Source organism: Bacillus sp. 5mfcol3.1 (assembly GCF_900114335.1).
Lineage (GTDB): Bacteria > Bacillota > Bacilli > Bacillales > Bacillaceae_G > Bacillus_A > Bacillus_A thuringiensis_S.
Genome location: NZ_FOST01000009.1, coordinates 1 through 19,091, shown reverse-complemented (window position 1 = coordinate 19,091; position 19,091 = coordinate 1). Strand labels below are relative to the sequence as shown.

Here is a 19,091-nt window from a genome sequence, read left to right as displayed (position 1 = left end):
ACGGAGGTGGAAAAGAGTGTATGCCCAAATTAGGGAAAGGCAATATGTATTGAAACATTATTTGCCTTAATGTCGTATTCGACTCATTATATTATAAACGTTTTCAATTAAGGAAATATTAAATTTAACCATATATATGAATATTTTACCTGTTTCCTTCATATTTCTCTATTTTCCTTCCATTTTCGCAAAAAAACAAAATAAAAAAATATAAAAACGAAAAAAAGAACTAAGGCATCAGCCTTAGTTCTTTCAAATTATCTCAAAGCACGCTTTGGTAATCTGTCGATATTCTCTAACATAATACCTGTACCAACCGCAACGCAGTGCATTGGGTTTTCAGCAATTAATACTGGTACTTTTAGTTCTTCTGCTAGAAGCATGTCGATACCGTGTAGTAAAGCTCCACCGCCTGTTAGAATAACACCGCGATCGATGATATCTGCAGATAATTCTGGTGGTGTGCGCTCTAATACGCCTTTTGCAGCTTGTACAATAACAGCTGCATTTTCTTTTAATGCTTCTGTAATTTCTTCAGAGCATACTGTAATTGTACGTGGTAAGCCTGTTACCATGTCACGTCCGCGAATTTCAAGTTCTTCGCTACGTGCACCTGGGAATACTGTACCAACTTTAATTTTAATATCTTCTGAAGTACGTTCTCCGATTAATAGCTTATACTTACGTTTAATATAGTTTAAGATCTCCATATCAAACTTATCGCCAGCCATTTTGATAGAGGAAGAGGTAACAATATCACCCATAGATAGTACAGCGATATCTGTTGTACCTCCACCAATATCAACAACCATGTTACCGCTTGGTTGGAAGATTTCCATACCAGCACCAACTGCGGCTACTTTTGGTTCTTCTTCTAAAAATACTGTTTTACCACCTGAACGTTCAGCAGCTTCACGAATTGCTTTTTGTTCTACTGATGTAATATTTGTTGGACAACAAATTAAAATACGAGGTTTTGAAAAGAAGCTCTTTACGTCCAATTTGTTAATGAAATACTTTAACATTGCTTCTGTAATTTCGAAATCTGCGATTACACCATCTTTAAGTGGACGAATTGCTACAATATTACCAGGCGTACGTCCCACCATACTTCTCGCTTCTTCACCGACTGCTAATACTTTACCACTATTACGATCAATGGCCACAACAGATGGCTCATTTAATACAATACCCTTACCTTTAACATGAATTAATACGTTAGCCGTACCTAGGTCAATTCCGATATCTCGCGCAAACATTCCCGTTTTTTCCTCCTCGATATTCAAAATCAGGTTACACCCGAATTCTTTTCACCTAATTTCTGATTTTATCATAAATTTAACAGAAACGTAATATTCGCAAAAAGAATTCTTCTGAAAAATATTACCGAATGTGAACGGAATGTTTGCTACTGTAACATTATTGACGTACAGGCTTCTCTACATCTTCTTTTCTATACTTTTGTTTTGTTGCTTCTCCACCTCTTAAATGACGAATAGACTTATGATAATCAAGAATTTCTTTTACTTCATTTGCGAGCTCTGGATTAATCTCTGGTAGACGTTCTGTTAAATCTTTATGGACTGTACTCTTTGATACCCCAAATTCCTTTGCAATGACACGCACTGTCTTTCTTGTCTCCACGATATACTTACCAATCTTGATAGTTCTCTCTTTGATGTAATCGTGCACACCACTCGCCTCCCTAATTTGGATGTGAGAAGGGTGAAATGAGCCTCGCTGCATACGACTAAGAAGTAAGTGTGAGTGCTGTTTGTAAGCGTTAAACATTCTTGGATTTATAATGAAATGATTCACGATTTCTCACCTCAAACACTCTCTTTGCTTTGGTTTATACCATTGTATTGCCCGCACTACTGATATATGCTACATGTTCACTATTTTTGCGGACTAAGTTAAGAAAAATTACATTTTTTTGTGAGAAATACGTTAAAACTGACTATTATGGCCAAAAAAAATGACACCTTGTATAAAAGGCGTCATTCTTCTCGTTCCAATTCTTCTTCTAACAACTGATGGTGGGGAACCTCTTTCTTACCGGCAATATAATAATATAAAGTGAATAAAACAAACAATAAAATAATAGCAGTCGACAGAACAAACAAAAATGACACAGTATCCCCTCCCTTTTGTAATATATATTCGAGAATCTCGTCATTTTTCCTTGTTTTTACAAATTTTTTCTCGAAATTGATTATTTTTATATAAAAATAAAAAAATCAATTCTCTTGATGAGAACTGATTTTTTCACTTTATTATTCTTGTGAAGAAGAATCGTTAGATGATTCTGTAGAACCGTTTGTTGATTTTTCTTCTTTCTTCGGTTCTTCTTTTTTGTCACTAGTTGAACCGCTTGTTGATTTCTCTTCTTTTTGAGACTTGTCTTCTGTTTTATTTTCTGGTTTCGTGCTCGTTGACTTCTCTTCTTTTTGAGATTTGTCATCAGCTTTTTTACCAGAAGCATTCGTAGCCTTTGCAGCACCTGCATCAGCTTTAATTTCTGTTACTGATTTATTTAAGTAACGTTCAGGGTTCACAGCCACATTGTCTTTACGTACTTCAAAGTGAACGTGAGAGCCTGCCTCTTTATTCATTGCACTTAGACCGGATGTTCCTAATACTTCACCTTGTGCAACTCTTGCACCTTTTTCTACTTTCACACTGCCTAAGCTTTGATAAGATACCGCTACACCATTTCCACTATCAACTGTTACAACATAACCAAGAAGTGAATCTTTTTCAGCTTTCGTTACTGTACCACTTAAAGCAGCGGCAACATTGAATTCTTTTCCATTCTTCGCAGCAATGTCAATTCCTTTGTTTGGGGAATATGTGTTGTTATAAAAGACAAGTGCTTTTTCTTGTTCCGCCTCAGTTGCTGCATCTTCATAGAATTTCTTTTGTACGACTACTTCCGCATTCGCGGCAGCTGGCATTTTCACTACTTCTGAAGATTTCGTTACTGGTACTGCTGGATCTTCCGATTGTGTATACGGTGTTGCTTGATCGTGGTTTGGAGTCTTCTTCGGATTAGCTCCTTGGAACCATAGCGCAACCATTAAGATTACCGCTGCACAAGCAATGTATAGTGCCGGAAACACCCATCTTTTTTGAAATAAATGTACTACCTTTTGCGACTTTTTATTATTTCTTCCTCGCATTCCATCATCACCTCAGCAATCATTTTGAACAATATTCACGTATCCTATACAACGTATAACTAATTACTTTTCGACAAAATTTGTAAAAATATGTATAAGAACTGTAAAATTTCCGAGGAAATGATAGAAAAAAGAAAAAACTGAGCGTTTCGGCTCAGTTTTTAGTCCATTTGTTTCTTCTTATATACGATTAAACACGCAATAAGCGCAATAATAAGCCACACTCCAACATTTAATACATGCCCACTAATACTACTAAACCCAGCTCCATCTACTAAGCTTTTGATTGCTTTTACAATATGAGATGTTGGAAGATACTCAATTAGTGTCTTAATTACTTTATTTTCAACCATCGGCTCAAATTGTACAGCTAAATACATCGTCATTAAAATAGGCATACCAATTAAAGATGTTTGTGGTACAGAAGATGCAAGTAATCCAATCATTGTTCCAAGCACGATAAACAAAATAGTTCCACATAAGAATACCAATCCTACCAATGGAAGATTAATATTTAACTGATCTAAAATGAATAAATTTGCAATACAAATGACCATCGTCAGACCCGATGTTAATAAACTCTTTCCAAGAAGAACTTCAACAGAAGATGCTGGGGATAACATCAACACACGCAGTGTATGTTTTTCTTTTTCTTCTGCAATTACCATAGATTGAACAAAGCCTGCGACAAATAGGAAGGCCGTTATAGTAGTAATGCCTAACATTTCCTTTCCCACTCCAAATCTGCTAAACAAAAATGAAAGTATAATTGGTAAAAATGCCATTAACAACACTTGTGAATTTGTCTTAAAATCTTGTACTTCTTTTCTAAAAATAGCTGATACACGTCTCATTGAAAAAGTCATTATAATCCCCTCCCAGTAACTTCAATAAAGATATCACCTAGCGTTGGTTCGTGTGAATGAATGGATAGTAATTCTCCTTTGTTCATCCATTCTGAAATACGTTTTGCACCTAATTCATCTTTTTGCACTACTTCTTTTTGTTTATCTTTTAATACGACCTGTATTTGATCCTTAGCGTATTGTAAGCGTAGGTTCTCTGGCGTATCCAGCGCTACAATTTCTCCGCCACAAAGGAAGGCAATACGGTTACAAAGCGTTTCTGCTTCATCCATGTTGTGAGTCGTTAAGAAAATCGTCGTTCCTTCTTCATTTAAGTCTTTTAAGATTTTATGAATGTTTTGTACGTTTACTGGATCGAGTGCAGATGTTGGTTCGTCTAAGAAGAGGATATCTGGTTTATGAAGGATTGCTCTTGCCAGTGTGACGCGTTGCTTCATTCCCTTTGATAGTTTCTTTACTGGTGTTTTTTTATCATCTAATAAATTTACTTGTGTTAGTACTTCATCGATTCTTTCTTTTTTGCAATCGTATAAGTCACAAAATAATAGTAAGTTATCATAAATGCTAAGTCTTTCATATAAGCCGCTGTTATCTGTTAAAATACCAATTCGTTTGTAATCGATGCTACTTGGTCCTGTAATATCTTTCCCTAATACTCTTACCGTTCCAACACTATGAAGCAATTGAGAAGTTAAAATTTTTACTGTTGTCGTCTTACCAGATCCACTCGGTCCGAGGAATCCGAATATCTCTCCTTGCTTCACCTCAATATTTACATTTCGAAGTGCCGTTTTTCCACTGAAACTTTTCATTACATCTTTCATTTCAATTGCCAATGTCATTTCTTCATCCCCTTTGTTTTTCTTCTTTATAGATGAAAGTCGCTTTAGTGCTTTTTGTTTGTTTCGCTTTTCTTGACTCAATCATATGAAAAACAAAGGGTTTACGCAGTAAAATACCGGTAAAAGGAGTATTTTTACCGGTGAATGAATCGCATGTTGAGCTTATTGGAGCACTTTTTATAGCCCAATCACGCCTTTTAATTCATCCATGCGTCCTTTTGAAAGCGGAATTGAACTTTTTCTTTCGTCGTCTAAAATTAAGCTAAAACTGTTACGAGTCCAAGTAATCACTTCTCGTACTCTTTGTAAATTTACAAGGTACGAGCGATGACATCTAAAGAAACCAAAACCTGTTAATCTCGCTTCTAGTTCACTTAATGTTAATGCACATACAAAATCGCCTTCACGAACGTGAATATGTGTCACTCCGTTTTGTGTTTCAATGAAATGGATTTCCATCGGATCAAGTAAAATGATTTTATCGTTCACTTTCGCAGGTATTCTTTCTAACTTCATTTGCGGAATTATTTGAACGACCTTCTCTTCATCGACTTTTTCTGCTTCCTCTTGTTCAATTTCTACTTTTTTCACACCATCATTGTTTAGTATATATACATCTTCCGTTAACGAAAGGGCATCCGATAGGAAAGATGACGTAATAAAAATCGCCTTTCCTTGTTCTTTCATTTTCATGATTGCTTTTCGAATAATAACCGTACTCTCTATATCTACATTTTGCTCTGGCTCTTCCAAAATAACTAAATCCGGATTATGAATCATCACTCGCCCGATATGAAGACGGCGTTTCTCTGAAAATGATAATTTTTCTATTTTAACGTTTAGTTTATCTAGGAGACCAACAGACTGCACAACTTCTTCTATACTTATCTTTGATTCATAAAGCCCTAATAAAAATTTGAAGTATTCTTTCACCTTCAAACGATCATATGCCTCATCTTTCAAAAAACAAAAACCGATGCGGGAATAATTTTTCTTTCCAATTGCCTCCCCTTCAAACAGTACATTGCCAGTCGACGCCTCTTCTTCACCAATAATGATGCGGTGTAACACTTTAGCTGTATGATTATTGCATTGCAAAACAATACATTGTCCCTTCTCCACCTCTAGCTCAATTGCCGGTAACTGGTTCGCCTTCCCTAATTGTTTCAACTCTAGTAACGCCATTTCATTTCCCCCAAATGCCTTTTTATCCTATTATATCAAACAGTTAATGGCAAATTATGATATTTTAAACAGAAAAAAATAGGTGCCAGAGTTCTGACACCTATTTCTTCACCATCAATTTTCCTTCATAATCATTCATCGTCTTTATTTCAACGCCTTTATAGTAATGAGCGACGATATCTGTATATTTCTTTCCTTCTGCTGCCATGCCGTTCGCCCCGTATTGACTCATACCAACGCCGTGACCGAAGCCTTTCGTCGTAACGGTGATTTTATCTCCTTGTTGTTTCCACGTGAAATCAGAAGAACGTAAATCTAACTTTTCACGAACTTCTTTTCCTGTTAATGTTTTTCCTTGAAAAGCTACATCCTTTACACGCTTTCCTTCCGTAAGGTCTTTAATGTTTCCAACCTTCCCGTCTGCTAGCACTTTCACACCGAGACGTTTTTGAAAATCAGCTACTGTAAATGTTTGCTCGCTCGTAAACTTTGGTGAGGCTTGATCCCACGGACTATCTACACTTTTCAAGTACGGATAATCATTTCCCCAATAGTCAGCTGCATTTTCTGTTCGACCATTACTCGTTGAAAAGAAGGATGCTGAAATTGGTTTTCCATCATACGTTAAAACTTGTCCTGCTGTTTTCGAAACAGCTTCTTCAATTTTCTTCAAATTATTTTCGTAGTTATTGCCCCATTGCTTCTTCAATTCATCTTTGCTTTTGTACACTTGATCTTTCACCGTATCTGTCACGTCTGCATTATTTTTCTTTCCTCCACTTAGCATACGTTGTACTACAAATGTTCTTGCTGCTAATGCCTGTGCCTTTAGTGCCTCTATTTCAAAACTGGCATTCATCTCAGAAGCTACTACACCGGTCACATACTCCTCCATAGGTAATGATTCTACCTTCTTTTGTTTCTCACGATATACAGCAACTTGAACCGCTGTATCTACTTTTCCTGGAGCTGGTATACTTTCTATCGCTGGAGGAGTTTTAGAGGCCGTTTCTTCCCCTACTTTTGCTTTCGCAAATGGGATAACAAGAGCTGCAGGTACAATGATAACGAGCGCTATTAAGAGCGCTACTGTAATAAAAAGTGGCTTTGAAAATTTCATCCTATTTTTCCCCCAATATAAAAGCTTTACTCCATTCATTCTTATGGAACAACTCTTTCTTTTAGAACACACTTAAGGGGAAGAGCATAAAACGGAAATTTTCTAAATATTTTTACTGGTACGTGCATAAGTATAGAATTTATTGACTATAACAGTAATAACCCAAAAAAAATAGCCCCTATGTCAAAAGACATAGAGACTATTTCAATTAAGCGTGAAGATCAGAAACTTCTTGTTCTTTCACTTCTTCTACTTTTTCGTTTACACGTTCAATAGTTGCACCTAATGCAGCTAATTTCTTATGGAAATCTACATAACCACGGTCAAGATGTTTTAACTCAGTTACACGAGTATAACCTTCTGATACTAAACCAGCTAAGATTAATGCAGCTGCAGCACGTAAATCAGTTGCGCCTACTTCAGCACCTTGTAAGCTGTTTGGACCGTTCATAATAACAGAACGACCTTCAATTTTAATATCAGCATTCATACGACGGAATTCTTCAACGTGCATAAAGCGGTTTTCGAATACCGTTTCTGTAATCATGCTTGTTCCATCAGCTTGTAGTAATAATGCCATCATTTGTGATTGCATGTCTGTTGGGAAACCTGGGTGAGGCATAGTTTTAATATCAACCGCTTTTAACTTATCTGGGCCGATAACACGTACACCTTCGTTTTCCTCAATAATTTTAACACCCATTTCTTCCATTTTCGCTGTAATTGAGCGTAAATGTTCAGGTACAGCATTTTCAATTAAGATGTCTCCACCAGTAATTGCTGCTGCAACCATGAATGTTCCCGCTTCAATACGGTCAGGAATAATAGAGTGGTTTGCACCATATAATTTATCAACGCCTTCGATACGAATCGTTCCAGTTCCAGCTCCGCGTACTTTCGCTCCCATCGCATTTAAGAAGTTAGCTAAGTCAACGATTTCTGGTTCTTTCGCTGCGTTTTCAAGAATTGTTGTCCCTTTTGCTAATGTAGCTGCAGACATAATGTTTTCTGTCGCGCCTACGCTTGGGAAGTCTAAGTAGATTTTAGCTCCTTTTAGTTCTCCCTCAACATATGCCTCAACAAAACCGTTACCAACCTGTACTTTTGCTCCCATTGCTTCGAAGCCTTTTAAATGTTGGTCAATTGGACGTGAACCGATTGCACATCCACCAGGAAGTGCAATACGAGCACGACCGTTACGTGCTAATAATGGTCCCATTACTTGAACAGATGCACGCATTTTACGTACATATTCAAATGGTGCTTCAATGTTTAGTTCTTTAGAAGAATCGATTGTTACTTGATTATTTTCAAATACGACTTCAGCATTTAAATGACGTAATACCTCATTAATTGTGTATACATCAGACAAAACTGGTACTTCAGATAGTACATTCTTTCCATCACTCGCTAATAGGGCTGCAGCGATTATAGGTAATACAGCATTTTTTGCGCCCTCAACACGCACTGTGCCGTTTAACCGCTTTCCGCCACGGACGATGATCTTTTCCAAATTATTCCCCTCCGTGTCCTTTTTTCAGTATCTATTCACTCAATACTCAGAAGTTATGATCGGTGTGCCAACCACAATTGTATCTTTGTTGTCTGTAGAACGTATTGCTATTTGCACATTTATTTTCTCTCTATTTGTTGAAAGAGCGTCATCCCACTTTTTATTGTATGCGGAGACTGACACAAATGCTCTTTCTTCTACTTGTTCGATCGCTCTTGCTGAAAGATCTTTCAAAACCTGATTGGTTTTATTTTGCAAAACACCTTCAATCTTATCATTCAGTACACCTTGAACACAAGTGTAAATTATAGGTTTTTCACTAAAAATTTTATTTACTTTTTGAACATACTTCGGGTCCCATTTCGCCCCACTTACTTCAAAGATAATGAAAGTGTTTTCTTTAGTATTTTCTTTACTCCAAGTTACTACTACTCGTTCTTCATGAGAAGCAAACTTTTTATAGGATGTAGCTTTATATCCATCTGGAGATTGCTCTACTTCCCACTTTTGAATATTTGCCTTGTCCTTCACATCATTTAACAACTTTTGAAACGTATGTATATTAGAAATTGTTTTTGTTTCTCTAGCTAACCATGACCATTTTTCTACTTTAGCATCATTTTTCTCTAAAGCCTTAATCATGCTCTCCATTTTCTGTTCATCGCTTATCGGTTTCATCTCTCTATATCCAACCAAAAATAAAACAACACTAAGTGCAACAATAAGAATGGCTTTAAGCTTCAATTTCATCCCCTCCTATCCCCATTGTTAACGGAGATTTGAGGTTCTATACACTTACTTTACTAAATACGTTAAACTCTTCGAATAGCCTAAATAATCAAGGAAAAAGTTACTTACAGATGTCCCAATTGCAATTGTAATTAAGATGAGTAATACTCGCGTCTGCAACACTTTTCCGGACTTCATTAAACGCTCAATGTGAATGCCTTGCAAAGCCCACCACGTAATGGTAATAAACAATAAATGCGAAACAATGGCAATCAGTGCTTGTTGCCCTAAAAGTTGTGCCAAAAAATCGACCCCTTTTTACTCAGCTACTACTTATGAAAGAATATAAAAACGATACCATAATAAGTAGGAGCCACACTTTTTCAAATGCACATAGACATCTTACATTTTACATCGTGATTTTCTTTCAAAAAACGTATATCTACATTACAAGTTAACACAAAATAAAAAGCGCAGAGTACTGACTCCACACCTTTTATTTTCACTATTGTACCACGTTCCCTAAGAAGAAGAAATCTTTCATTAATGGAAAATATTCATAAAAGAAATTGTACCCAATCATCGGCATAATCCCTAGTATTACAATCGAAATTGCACAAAGACTCATAACAACCTTTATATTTAACGGTAACCGTATCCTCTCTTCTGTCTCTCCGGTGCGGAAAAACATTTGTTGTAAAATACGGAAATAATATACGAATGAAACAACTGTCGTACCCATCATAATCGAAGCTAGTACGTAATGTGCTGGCTCTACATGAAGCGCGCCTAAAAAGATGTTAATCTTTCCAATGAAGCCAGCCGTCCCTGGTATCCCAGCCAGCGATAAAATAAAGATTGTCATCATGATCGCTGCAAATGGTGATTTCTTATATAATCCGGTGAAAATTGTTATATTTTCCTTATCCTTTTGTAAGATTAAGCCGTGGATAATGGCAAACGCGCCTATATTCATAAGCATGTATGCCAACATATAAAACCACATGCTATCCAGCGTAAATGGTGATAATGCCACAAGTGGAACGAGCAAATACCCAGCATGCGCAATACCTGAATAAGCAAATAAGCGTTTTATATTGTATTGTTTTAACGCGACTACATTCCCAACAATCATCGTAATACTTGCTAGCACCGCAATATATATACTCATATGCCCATATAAAGATTGCATATCTCCTTGTATTAATACACTTGCAAAAACCATAAGGAACAAACGAATAATGAGTAGGAACCCCGCAATTTTAGAAATCGTTCCAAGAAAAGCGGTAACAGGTGTAGTCGCTCCTTCATACACATCAGGTGCCCACATATGAAACGGCACTGTGGCAATTTTAAACGAGAGACCGACTAGCAATAAAAGAAATGCGAGAGCTAGCAATAACTGAATACCACTAGCGAGCTCCCCAGTGAGTACCTTTTGCATATCTACAATGTTAGTTGAACCTGTAATACCGTATAAATAACTCATTCCGAAGAGCGTGATCGCCGTTCCAATTCCTCCGCTAATGACATATTTCATTGCCGCTTCATTTGATGCACGGCTCTTTTTTCGTATTCCTACTAAAATATAAGAAGAAAGTGAAAGTAACTCTAAACCAACGAAAAGGGTGATAAAGTCAACACTAGAAGCCATGAACATCGCACCAAGAAGTGCCATTAAAAATAAGTAATAATATTCGCCCTTATCTTCAATCGGATTCTTCTTATCATCGCTCATTGCGATGCATAAAATGAGAGCTGAGGCTCCTAATAACAACGTTTTAAACCCTTTTGAAAATCCATCTAACACAAAAGATCCGTTTAAAATATCTCCAGCTGGTTCGCCATATAGCGTAATTAATGACACAAGTGCTAATACGATGGCAGCGATCGCACCAAGAGCTACATATCTATGATTCAGCTTAAAAAACAAATCACATATGGAAAGAAGGATGGCGGCGCCGAGAATAATAAATTCTGGCACCATTAGATGCCACGATAAGCTAAGTAACGTATTCATATCCATCCTACTTCACCCCCAATGTTTTCAATGTATTTTGAAGCGGATCCCCTAGTATCTCTGGCATAACTCCAATTGCAATAATACAAAAGATAAGTAGTAAGACAGGGACATACTCCCATCCATGTATATCAGATTTTGCTTCCCACTCTTTCTTTCCAAATGTCACTTGAAGTGTCGCTCTTAATACGTATACAGCGGTTAAAATGATGCCAATCACACCGATGGCAGCAATGACGGGCTCTCCTTGAAATAAACCGAGAAAGGCAAGAAATTCGCTAACAAACCCAGACATCCCTGGTAATCCAAGCGATGCCATTCCTCCTGCTAAGAAGAAGCCGCTAAGTACTGGGACACTTTTTGCGAGTCCACCAAGCGCTGTAATGTCTGATGTTCCGAAACGTTGTTCTATAACACCGAGTAAGAAAAACAGCAAGGCTGCAATTAAACCGTGCGATACAACCTGGAATAACGCCCCTTGTGTACCCGGTGCATTAAGTGCCGCGAGCCCCATTAAAACAATTCCCATATGCGAAATACTAGAGTAAGCCAGTACTTTCCTAAAGTCCGTTTGGATGAGCGCTAAAAAGGCACCGTACAATAAATTAATTACACCTAATATCGCAATTAGCGTTGCAACATCGTGAAAATATTCCGGGAATAGCCCTTTTCCAAAGCGAATAATACCGTACGCTCCAATCTTTAACAAAACACCAGCATGAAGCATAACTACAGCTGGATGCGCTTCTATGTGCACACTGACCATCCAGCGGTGCAACGGAAAAACAGGTAGTTTAATTGCAAAGGCAATCATTATGGAAATAAATACACCAAGTTGCAAGCTACTTGGGATGACGAGTTCTCCTTCTGCACTTACACTTCTTAATATCTCTTTCAGCTCCACAATATTTGTTGTACCTGTTTTCGCGAACAAAATTGAGAAAACAATGAGCAAAATAGCTGAGCCAATACCGTTATATATTAAATAACTATACGCAGCCTTTTCGCTCGACAATTTTCCCCACTTCCCAATCAATAAGAACATTGGTGGCAACGTAATTTCAAAGAAGATAAAAAACAACATTAGATTTTGAGCAGCAAAGACGCCGAGCATCCCTATTTCTAGCATGAGTAACAGCATATAAAATGCTTTTAAATTTCTTTTAATAGAAAAGGCTGCAATTGCTGCAAGCATCGCTAGAAGAGCCGTCAGCACCATCATAACAAGCGACAAACCATCAATACCGAGCTCGTAATAAATAGAAAACCACCTTTTATCCACCGCTGTAAAATCTCCGAACTTAATCCATTTCACCTTTTCATCAAATAGTGACAAACTCTTTCCAGAAGCATATGTACAAGCGAGGACGATAGCGATTCCAAATGGAAGTGCCGTCCCAAATAAGCCAAGCGCCCGCACTGTACGCAATTCCTTTTTCGGTGTTAATACAAGCAATAAAATTCCTAAAAGCGGGGAAAAAATGAAGAACGTTAACAACAAATCATTCATCGTAAATCCCCTCCTGTATAGAGCAAAATAATGACGAGTACAGCGAGCGAAACAGCCGTTACAGTACCGTACACTTGTACATTCCCGTTTTGAAGTTTCGATCCAAGATTACTTGTGCCTTTAACTACGCTTCCAATTAAAACTGCAATTCCCTCGACTACATACACTTCAAATAAGCGAAGCACATGAGCGATTCCTTTTGTAATAGGGATCACCGTCATGTTGTATAGTTCATCCACATAATATTTTTCTTTCAAAAGATTATAAAGCGAGGTTTCCGTACCCCCAGCCCAATCTCTAGAAATTGATTTCTTGCCATATATAAAATATGCAAGAGCGATTCCCGCAAATGAAACGAGCGTCGCAACAATCATAATCCAAACTGGCCCATGCGCTTCTTCAACCTTGAACTCTACATCTTTCGTCAACCAATCTCCGAGAAACGTACCGAACCATGGTGTATTTATATATCCTGCCACTACTGCGAGAACGCCGAGAACAATCATTGGATACGTCATAACGCGGGGCGACTCATGCACATCTTCCTTCGTCTTCGTTTCTCCGGTAAAGACAAGAAAGTATAAGCGGAACATATAAAACGCTGTCAAAAACGCCGCAATTACTGCTAAAGTAAATAAAACGTAATTGCCATTCATCCAAGTCGCCGCTAAAATTTCATCTTTGCTGAAAAAACCGGAAAGGAGCGGAACACCGCTAATGGCAAGGGTACCTATTAGAAATAACGTACCAGTTACTTTCATCTTCTTCTGTAAACCGCCCATTTTATTAATGTTTTGCGTATGCACTGCATGAATTACACTTCCTGCTGCCAAAAATAGTAGTGCTTTAAAAAAAGCATGTGTCGTTAAATGGAAGACACCGGCTACATAACCTGCAGAACCTAACGCAAGCATCATATATCCAAGCTGGCTAACTGTAGAATAAGCAAGTACTCTCTTTATATCTGTTTGCACGAGACCGATAGAGGCCGCAAAGATTGCAGTGAAAGCTCCAACGATTGCCACGGTCTGCATCGCCACTGTACTTGCTGAAAATAGAGGGAACATCGTCGCTACTAAATATACGCCTGCTGCAACCATCGTCGCGGCGTGAATAAGTGCCGAAACAGGCGTTGGCCCCTCCATTGCATCTGGCAACCACGTATGAAGCGGGAACTGACCAGATTTCCCCATCGCCCCGATAAAAATTAATATCGCTGTTATCGTAATCATGTAAGGAGGTAAATCCCCTGTATAAATCGCCCTAAATATTGCGTCATATTCAAAACTACCTGCGTACCAAAAAATTAAAATCATCCCGATAAATAAACCAATATCCCCAATACGGGTCATAATAAAAGCCTTTTTTGCAGCAGCCTTCGCTTCTTCTTTAAAGAAATAAAAACCGATAAGTAAAAATGAGCCAAGGCCAACTAATTCCCAAAATATATAAAGCTGTAATAAATTCGTTGATATAACAAGCCCTAACATCGCAAATGTAAAGAGTCCTAAATATGCGTAAAAGGTTGGTAATCGTTCATCACCTTTCATATAACCTTTCGAATACACATGTACAAGCAGACTCACAAGCGTAACGATAAATAACATTAAAGCTCCTAATGCAGTCACCTCAAAGCCGAATGATATATCCACATCTCCAGCTCTAAGCCACACCCACTTATGCTTCACGCTTGCTTCTGAAAACCTTTCTATTAACACAAGTACCGCAAGTATAAAGGAGAGAAAGACGAAAAAAATACTAAGTACGCTGCTTCCTTCTCTAATTTTCTTCCCGAATATAATAAGTAACAAAAACGAAACGAGTGGGAAAAGCGGTATGAGCCATGCATAATCGATCATTGTTTCCTTCCCCCTTTTTCGGTCACAATGCTATCCTTTGAGCGTATCCATTTCATCTACCTGAACTGTCGTACGATTACGATACAAAGCAATTAAAATAGCGAGTCCTACCGCCGCTTCTGCTGCCGCTACAGCCATTGTAAACAGTGAGAAAATTTGACCTGTTAAATTCGGAAATAGGCCTAATTTACTAAACGCCACTAAGTTTAAATTGGCAGCATTCAGCATTAATTCGATACAAACTAATACGATTACTGTATTCCGCTTTGTTAAAGCTCCAAATAGACCGATGCAAAACAAAATAATCGCAAGTGTTAAATATGCAGAAGCCGGAACGCTACTCATTGGAATCCTCCTCTTTCTCGTCCTTTTTCGCAAGTATAATCGCGCCAACGAGTGCTACAAGTAAAATAACTGAAGTTAGTTCAAATGGAATAATATATTTTGAATAGAGAAGCGTACCGATTTGAAGTGTGTTGTTTTCATGGAGAGGTAAACTTCCTTGTGTGCTTTCATTTGCAAAATCAACATTATTAACAGCGAAATACATAACCGCTCCAAATGCTACAACTGCAAAGAAGATAATCCATTTTCGAAGAGTAAGACGCCATTCATTTTCCGCGTTATGTTTCGTTAACATAATGCCGAAAATCATAATAATTGTGATTGCACCAGAGTAAAGTAAAATTTGTGCAACGCCTATAAATTCAGCTGATAAAAGAAAATACAAACCTGCAATGCTGAGAAATGTCAGAACGAGAGCTAGCATCATGTGCATAACTTTCGTTAAGTTCAACATAAGAACACCGCCGATAATTGCAGACAAGGATAGTATAAAGAATGCTACAAACTCGCCATTCATGCCTTATTCTCCTTCCTGACGTTTTCGTCGTTTTCGTCAAGCCACTGCAAATTTTTAAATAAGTCATCACGTGAATATTCCGCGAGTTCAAAGTTATTTGTCATGACAATTGCCTCTGTCGGGCAAACTTCTGTACATAAATCACAAAGAATACAAATTTCAAAATTAATATCATACGTGTCGATAATTTTTCCTTTTTTCGTAGGATCTGGATGTTTCTTTCCTGTTAACTGAATACAGTCTGTCGGACAAATGTTAGAGCATTGATTACAAACAATACATTTCTCCGGATAAAATTTTTGAATCCCCCGAAAACGGTCTGGCAACGGCAACGGCTGATTTGGATAATCATACGTTACCTTCTTCTTGCTCAAATTACTTAATGTATATTTTAATCCTTTAAATAGTCCTTTCATCTCTTACTGGCACCCCCCTCATAGATTAGAAGAATAACTCCTTAATCAATGCCGTTAAGAAAATATTTGCAAGTGCAATCGGCAATAATACTTTCCATCCAAACTCCATTAACTGGTCACCTCTTATACGTGGGAACGTAACGCGGAACCAAATTAATAGAAAGACTACACTGCTAAATTTCAAAGCAAACCATACGGCACCTGGGATAAATCCAAGAAACATGACTGGATTCCATCCTCCTAAAAAGAGCACTGTAATTAACGATGCCATCCCGAAGAAATATACGTACTCTGAAAGCATGAAAAACGCCCAGCGAAAACCTGAGTATTCCGTATGGTATCCAGAAACAAGTTCTGACTCCGCTTCTGGCAAATCAAATGGCGTCCTATTTAACTCTGCAACTGCTGCGATTAAGAAAACGACGAATCCAATTGGCTGTACGAAAATGTACCAAACCTTCTCCTGCGCCGCTACAATCTCATTTAAATTCAGGCTACCAGCTAGCAAAACGATACCAATTACACTCATTACGAGCGGAATCTCATAAGAAATCATTTGCGCCGCCGCACGCATCCCTCCTAAAAGGGAATATTTATTATTCGATGCCCATCCCCCAGTTACAACGCCTATTGTCGTAATACCGGAAACAGCAATATAATAAAGTAGCCCGACTCCAATATCGGCAAATTGAAATTTATCAGTGAACGGGATAACTGCAAGCACCATAAATGCTGGTGCAAATGCAATGACAGGCGCTAATATAAACAGCGGTTTATCTGCTGCTTTCGGAATACTATCTTCTTTCAATAATAGTTTTAAAACATCAGCTACCGTTTGCAGTAAACCGAATCGGCCTCCAACCTGGTTTGGTCCAATCCGCCCTTGCATAAACCCCATCACTTTCCGTTCTGCCAAAATTCCATATGTAACGAAGCCAAGGACTGCAAATAGTAGAAGCACCGCTAATCCGAAAAAAATGAAGAAATTCGTCCAGCTTGAAGGTGATTGTAAGAGCGTCTCAATCATTAGCCATCAACCTCCCCAAGTACAATATCAACTCCACCTAAAATCGTAATTAAATTAGCGATGTTTTCACCTTTTAATAACTTCGGTAAAATTTGCAAGTTATAAAAAGATGGTCTACGAAACTTCAAACGGTACGGCTCTTTCTTTCCATCACTTGCGATATAACAACCAATCTCTCCGCGCGGCGATTCTATACGTACGAACGCTTCTCCCTTAGGTGCCTTAATAATTTTCGGTACTTTTGCCAGCACAGCTCCATCTTTCGGGAACTGTTGAACCGCTTGCTCAACAATCTTTAAAGACTCCTCGATTTCTTGCATTCGGCAAACGTAGCGATCCCAAGCATCTCCCACACTTCCAACAGGAATATCAAAATCAAAACGATCATAAATCGAATATGGCTCATCTTTGCGAAGATCCCAGTTTACTCCAGTGCACCGCAAATTTGCTCCGCTTAAAGAATACGAAATCGCTTCTTCCGCGCTATATATACCAACGCCTTTCACACGATTTAAGAAAATCTCATTACCGCTAACAAGATCATGATAACCTGCCAATTGCTCTCTCATATACGGAACAAACTCTTCCACCTTTTCAATCCAACCATCTGGCGCATCCCACTTCACACCACCAACTCTCATATAGTTAAAAGTAAGCCGTGCCCCGCATAATTCATTTAATAAATTTATAATCATCTCTCGTTCACGAAACGCGTACAGAAACGGGCTGACCGCTCCTATATCAAGAAGATTCGTCCCCCACCAAACGAGATGGCTTGCAATTCTTCCTAGCTCCATCGCAAGTACTCGCAAGTATTCGGCACGCTCTGGAATTTCAAGCCCCATCATCGTCTCTACAGCATGGCAAATGACGTAATTATTCGTCATGGCTGATAAATAGTCCATTCGATCTGTATAAGGAATAATTTGCGTATACTGTAAGCTCTCAGCAATCTTTTCCGTCCCGCGATGCAAATACCCAATAACCGGTGTAGCTTCTTTAATAATTTCCCCGTCAATCTTAATTACAAGCCTGAACACACCATGTGTACTCGGATGCTGAGGTCCTACATTCAAAAGCATCTCTTCCGTGCGGATCATAGCTACACCTCCACATCATACGGTTCATAGTCTTTTCTAAGTGGATATCCTACCCAATCATCTGGCATTAAAATACGCGTTAAATTCGGATGCCCTTTAAATACAATACCGAGCAAATCGTACGCTTCTCGCTCCGGCCAGTCAGCCCCTTTCCAAAGCGCTGTCACAGACTCGACTTGCGGCACTTCCCGGTCTAGTTTTACCTTCACCGCTACCGATTGTTTCTTGCCATATGAAAACAAATGAACATACACTTCCATATGTGTCACAAAATCCGTCGCATGTAGCTCTGACATATAATCAAAAGCAAGTCCCTCATGGAATCGCAGTGACTCCATCACTTCATAATATTTTGCGGGATCCACCACAAGAGTTGGCACATCCTTTGACAATTTATTAATATAGGAATCTACTAATGCACCCTCTCCTAACTTCTCCCTAATAGCCTCAACATACTGATTTAAATGTGGTTGATTTACGGACGGTTCTTCCTGCTTCGGCTCATCCTCTTTCTTACCTTCAGCTCCCTTTGTCTTCGCTCTTGCAGCCGCTGCTGCTTTCGCTTTTGCCGCTGCAATTGCCTTGGCCTTTTCATCTCCCGAATCCCCATCACCTTGCGAGGCTTTCTGCTTCGCTAGTGCTGCCGCTTTTGCCTTGGCCGCCGCCACCGCCTTCGCCTTGGCTTTCGCTTTTTCTTCTTCTGTTACTTCTTCTGTCCCTTCTCTTTTCTGTTTCGCTAACGCCGCCGCTTTTGCTTTTGCAGCTGCTGCTGCCTTCGCCTTGGCTTTCGCTTTTTCTTCTTCCGTTACTTCTTCTGTTCCCTCTCTTTTTTGCTTCGCTAACGCCGCCGTTTTTGCCTT

20 protein-coding genes are annotated in these 19,091 nt (G+C 38.6%); all 20 read right to left on the bottom strand.

Annotation, left to right across the window (positions count from 1 at the left end; translation table 11 throughout):
- Positions 1–257 precede the first annotated feature (257 nt).
- Entirely contained in the window at positions 258–1,259 is a 1,002-nt protein-coding gene (locus BM089_RS26650) for a rod shape-determining protein (RefSeq protein ID WP_000457978.1), read from the bottom strand.
- A 160-nt stretch (positions 1,260–1,419) separates the two neighbouring features.
- A complete protein-coding gene (gene spoIIID / locus BM089_RS26645) occupies positions 1,420–1,692 on the bottom strand; it encodes a sporulation transcriptional regulator SpoIIID (protein WP_000544012.1) in 273 nt (90 codons plus the stop codon).
- Between the two features lie 308 nt (positions 1,693–2,000).
- Positions 2,001–2,135: a hypothetical protein gene (locus BM089_RS26640; RefSeq protein WP_000008903.1), complete on the bottom strand. Its 135-nt coding sequence runs from the start codon at positions 2,133–2,135 to the stop codon at positions 2,001–2,003.
- A gap of 141 nt (positions 2,136–2,276) precedes the next feature.
- Entirely contained in the window at positions 2,277–3,182 is a 906-nt protein-coding gene (locus BM089_RS26635; protein WP_001214922.1) for a stage II sporulation protein SpoIIQ, read from the bottom strand.
- Positions 3,183–3,343: 161 nt separating this feature from the next.
- The gene (locus BM089_RS26630) at positions 3,344–4,048 is read right to left on the bottom strand and encodes an ABC transporter permease (RefSeq protein ID WP_053563321.1); all 705 of its coding nucleotides are present in this window, start codon (positions 4,046–4,048) and stop codon (positions 3,344–3,346) included.
- A complete protein-coding gene (locus BM089_RS26625; protein ID WP_090978533.1) occupies positions 4,048–4,890 on the bottom strand; it encodes an ABC transporter ATP-binding protein in 843 nt (280 codons plus the stop codon). Before BM089_RS26625 ends, BM089_RS26630 begins: the two co-directional genes overlap by 1 nt.
- A 177-nt stretch (positions 4,891–5,067) precedes the next feature.
- Positions 5,068–6,075 carry a LytTR family transcriptional regulator DNA-binding domain-containing protein gene (locus BM089_RS26620; RefSeq protein WP_053563319.1) on the bottom strand — a complete coding sequence of 336 codons (1,008 nt, stop codon included), beginning with the start codon at positions 6,073–6,075 and terminating at the stop codon, positions 5,068–5,070.
- Positions 6,076–6,175: 100 nt separating this feature from the next.
- Complete coding sequence (spoIID, locus tag BM089_RS26615) at positions 6,176–7,195, bottom strand: stage II sporulation protein D (protein ID WP_090978532.1); 1,020 nt, start codon at positions 7,193–7,195, stop codon at positions 6,176–6,178.
- 208 nt (positions 7,196–7,403) lie between these two features.
- A complete protein-coding gene (gene murA, locus BM089_RS26610) occupies positions 7,404–8,708 on the bottom strand; it encodes a UDP-N-acetylglucosamine 1-carboxyvinyltransferase (RefSeq protein ID WP_000411275.1) in 1,305 nt (434 codons plus the stop codon).
- A gap of 39 nt (positions 8,709–8,747) precedes the next feature.
- Entirely contained in the window at positions 8,748–9,458 is a 711-nt protein-coding gene (locus BM089_RS26605) for a YwmB family TATA-box binding protein (protein WP_003272396.1), read from the bottom strand.
- A 45-nt stretch (positions 9,459–9,503) separates the two neighbouring features.
- Positions 9,504–9,740 (bottom strand): DUF1146 family protein, encoded by a 237-nt coding sequence (locus BM089_RS26600; RefSeq protein WP_000057889.1) that lies wholly within the window; start codon positions 9,738–9,740, stop codon positions 9,504–9,506.
- A gap of 202 nt (positions 9,741–9,942) precedes the next feature.
- The gene (nuoN, locus tag BM089_RS26595; RefSeq protein ID WP_346725743.1) at positions 9,943–11,457 is read right to left on the bottom strand and encodes an NADH-quinone oxidoreductase subunit NuoN; all 1,515 of its coding nucleotides are present in this window, start codon (positions 11,455–11,457) and stop codon (positions 9,943–9,945) included.
- Positions 11,458–11,464: 7 nt separating this feature from the next.
- Positions 11,465–12,967: an NADH-quinone oxidoreductase subunit M gene (locus tag BM089_RS26590; RefSeq protein ID WP_090978528.1), complete on the bottom strand. Its 1,503-nt coding sequence runs from the start codon at positions 12,965–12,967 to the stop codon at positions 11,465–11,467.
- On the bottom strand, positions 12,964–14,826 hold the full coding sequence (gene nuoL, locus BM089_RS26585; protein ID WP_090978526.1) for an NADH-quinone oxidoreductase subunit L: 1,863 nt from the start codon (positions 14,824–14,826) through the stop codon (positions 12,964–12,966). The genes BM089_RS26590 and nuoL overlap by 4 nt, the downstream gene beginning before the upstream one ends.
- A gap of 30 nt (positions 14,827–14,856) precedes the next feature.
- Complete coding sequence (gene nuoK / locus BM089_RS26580; protein ID WP_000100079.1) at positions 14,857–15,171, bottom strand: NADH-quinone oxidoreductase subunit NuoK; 315 nt, start codon at positions 15,169–15,171, stop codon at positions 14,857–14,859.
- Positions 15,164–15,688, bottom strand: coding sequence for an NADH-quinone oxidoreductase subunit J (locus tag BM089_RS26575; protein WP_090978524.1), 525 nt, complete (start codon positions 15,686–15,688; stop codon positions 15,164–15,166). The genes nuoK and BM089_RS26575 overlap by 8 nt, the downstream gene beginning before the upstream one ends.
- Positions 15,685–16,104, bottom strand: a complete 420-nt coding sequence (gene nuoI / locus BM089_RS26570) for an NADH-quinone oxidoreductase subunit NuoI (protein ID WP_000677191.1) — start codon at positions 16,102–16,104, stop codon at positions 15,685–15,687. Before nuoI ends, BM089_RS26575 begins: the two co-directional genes overlap by 4 nt.
- A 25-nt stretch (positions 16,105–16,129) precedes the next feature.
- The gene (gene nuoH / locus BM089_RS26565) at positions 16,130–17,131 is read right to left on the bottom strand and encodes an NADH-quinone oxidoreductase subunit NuoH (RefSeq protein WP_000573426.1); all 1,002 of its coding nucleotides are present in this window, start codon (positions 17,129–17,131) and stop codon (positions 16,130–16,132) included.
- The gene (nuoD, locus tag BM089_RS26560) at positions 17,131–18,231 is read right to left on the bottom strand and encodes an NADH-quinone oxidoreductase subunit NuoD (RefSeq protein ID WP_000621434.1); all 1,101 of its coding nucleotides are present in this window, start codon (positions 18,229–18,231) and stop codon (positions 17,131–17,133) included. The genes nuoH and nuoD overlap by 1 nt, the downstream gene beginning before the upstream one ends.
- A gap of 2 nt (positions 18,232–18,233) precedes the next feature.
- Positions 18,234–19,091: NADH-quinone oxidoreductase subunit C (locus BM089_RS26555; RefSeq protein WP_090978522.1), on the bottom strand; the 858-nt coding region annotated here is incomplete at its 5' end.

What these genes read in the sequence shown, in the direction of transcription:
- BM089_RS26650 (WP_000457978.1), bottom strand. Translation starts at nt 1,259, where the DNA reads ATGTTTGCGCGAGATATCGGAATTGACCTAGGTACGGCTAACGTATTA.
- BM089_RS26635 (WP_001214922.1), bottom strand. Translation starts at nt 3,182, where the DNA reads ATGCGAGGAAGAAATAATAAAAAGTCGCAAAAGGTAGTACATTTATTT.
- BM089_RS26630 (WP_053563321.1), bottom strand. Translation starts at nt 4,048, where the DNA reads ATGACTTTTTCAATGAGACGTGTATCAGCTATTTTTAGAAAAGAAGTA.
- BM089_RS26625 (WP_090978533.1), bottom strand. Translation starts at nt 4,890, where the DNA reads ATGACATTGGCAATTGAAATGAAAGATGTAATGAAAAGTTTCAGTGGA.
- BM089_RS26620 (WP_053563319.1), bottom strand. Translation starts at nt 6,075, where the DNA reads ATGGCGTTACTAGAGTTGAAACAATTAGGGAAGGCGAACCAGTTACCG.
- spoIID (WP_090978532.1), bottom strand. Translation starts at nt 7,195, where the DNA reads ATGAAATTTTCAAAGCCACTTTTTATTACAGTAGCGCTCTTAATAGCG.
- BM089_RS26605 (WP_003272396.1), bottom strand. Translation starts at nt 9,458, where the DNA reads ATGAAATTGAAGCTTAAAGCCATTCTTATTGTTGCACTTAGTGTTGTT.
- nuoN (WP_346725743.1), bottom strand. Translation starts at nt 11,457, where the DNA reads ATGAATACGTTACTTAGCTTATCGTGGCATCTAATGGTGCCAGAATTT.
- BM089_RS26590 (WP_090978528.1), bottom strand. Translation starts at nt 12,967, where the DNA reads ATGAATGATTTGTTGTTAACGTTCTTCATTTTTTCCCCGCTTTTAGGA.
- nuoL (WP_090978526.1), bottom strand. Translation starts at nt 14,826, where the DNA reads ATGATCGATTATGCATGGCTCATACCGCTTTTCCCACTCGTTTCGTTT.
- nuoK (WP_000100079.1), bottom strand. Translation starts at nt 15,171, where the DNA reads ATGAGTAGCGTTCCGGCTTCTGCATATTTAACACTTGCGATTATTTTG.
- BM089_RS26575 (WP_090978524.1), bottom strand. Translation starts at nt 15,688, where the DNA reads ATGAATGGCGAGTTTGTAGCATTCTTTATACTATCCTTGTCTGCAATT.
- nuoI (WP_000677191.1), bottom strand. Translation starts at nt 16,104, where the DNA reads ATGAAAGGACTATTTAAAGGATTAAAATATACATTAAGTAATTTGAGC.
- nuoH (WP_000573426.1), bottom strand. Translation starts at nt 17,131, where the DNA reads ATGATTGAGACGCTCTTACAATCACCTTCAAGCTGGACGAATTTCTTC.
- nuoD (WP_000621434.1), bottom strand. Translation starts at nt 18,231, where the DNA reads ATGATCCGCACGGAAGAGATGCTTTTGAATGTAGGACCTCAGCATCCG.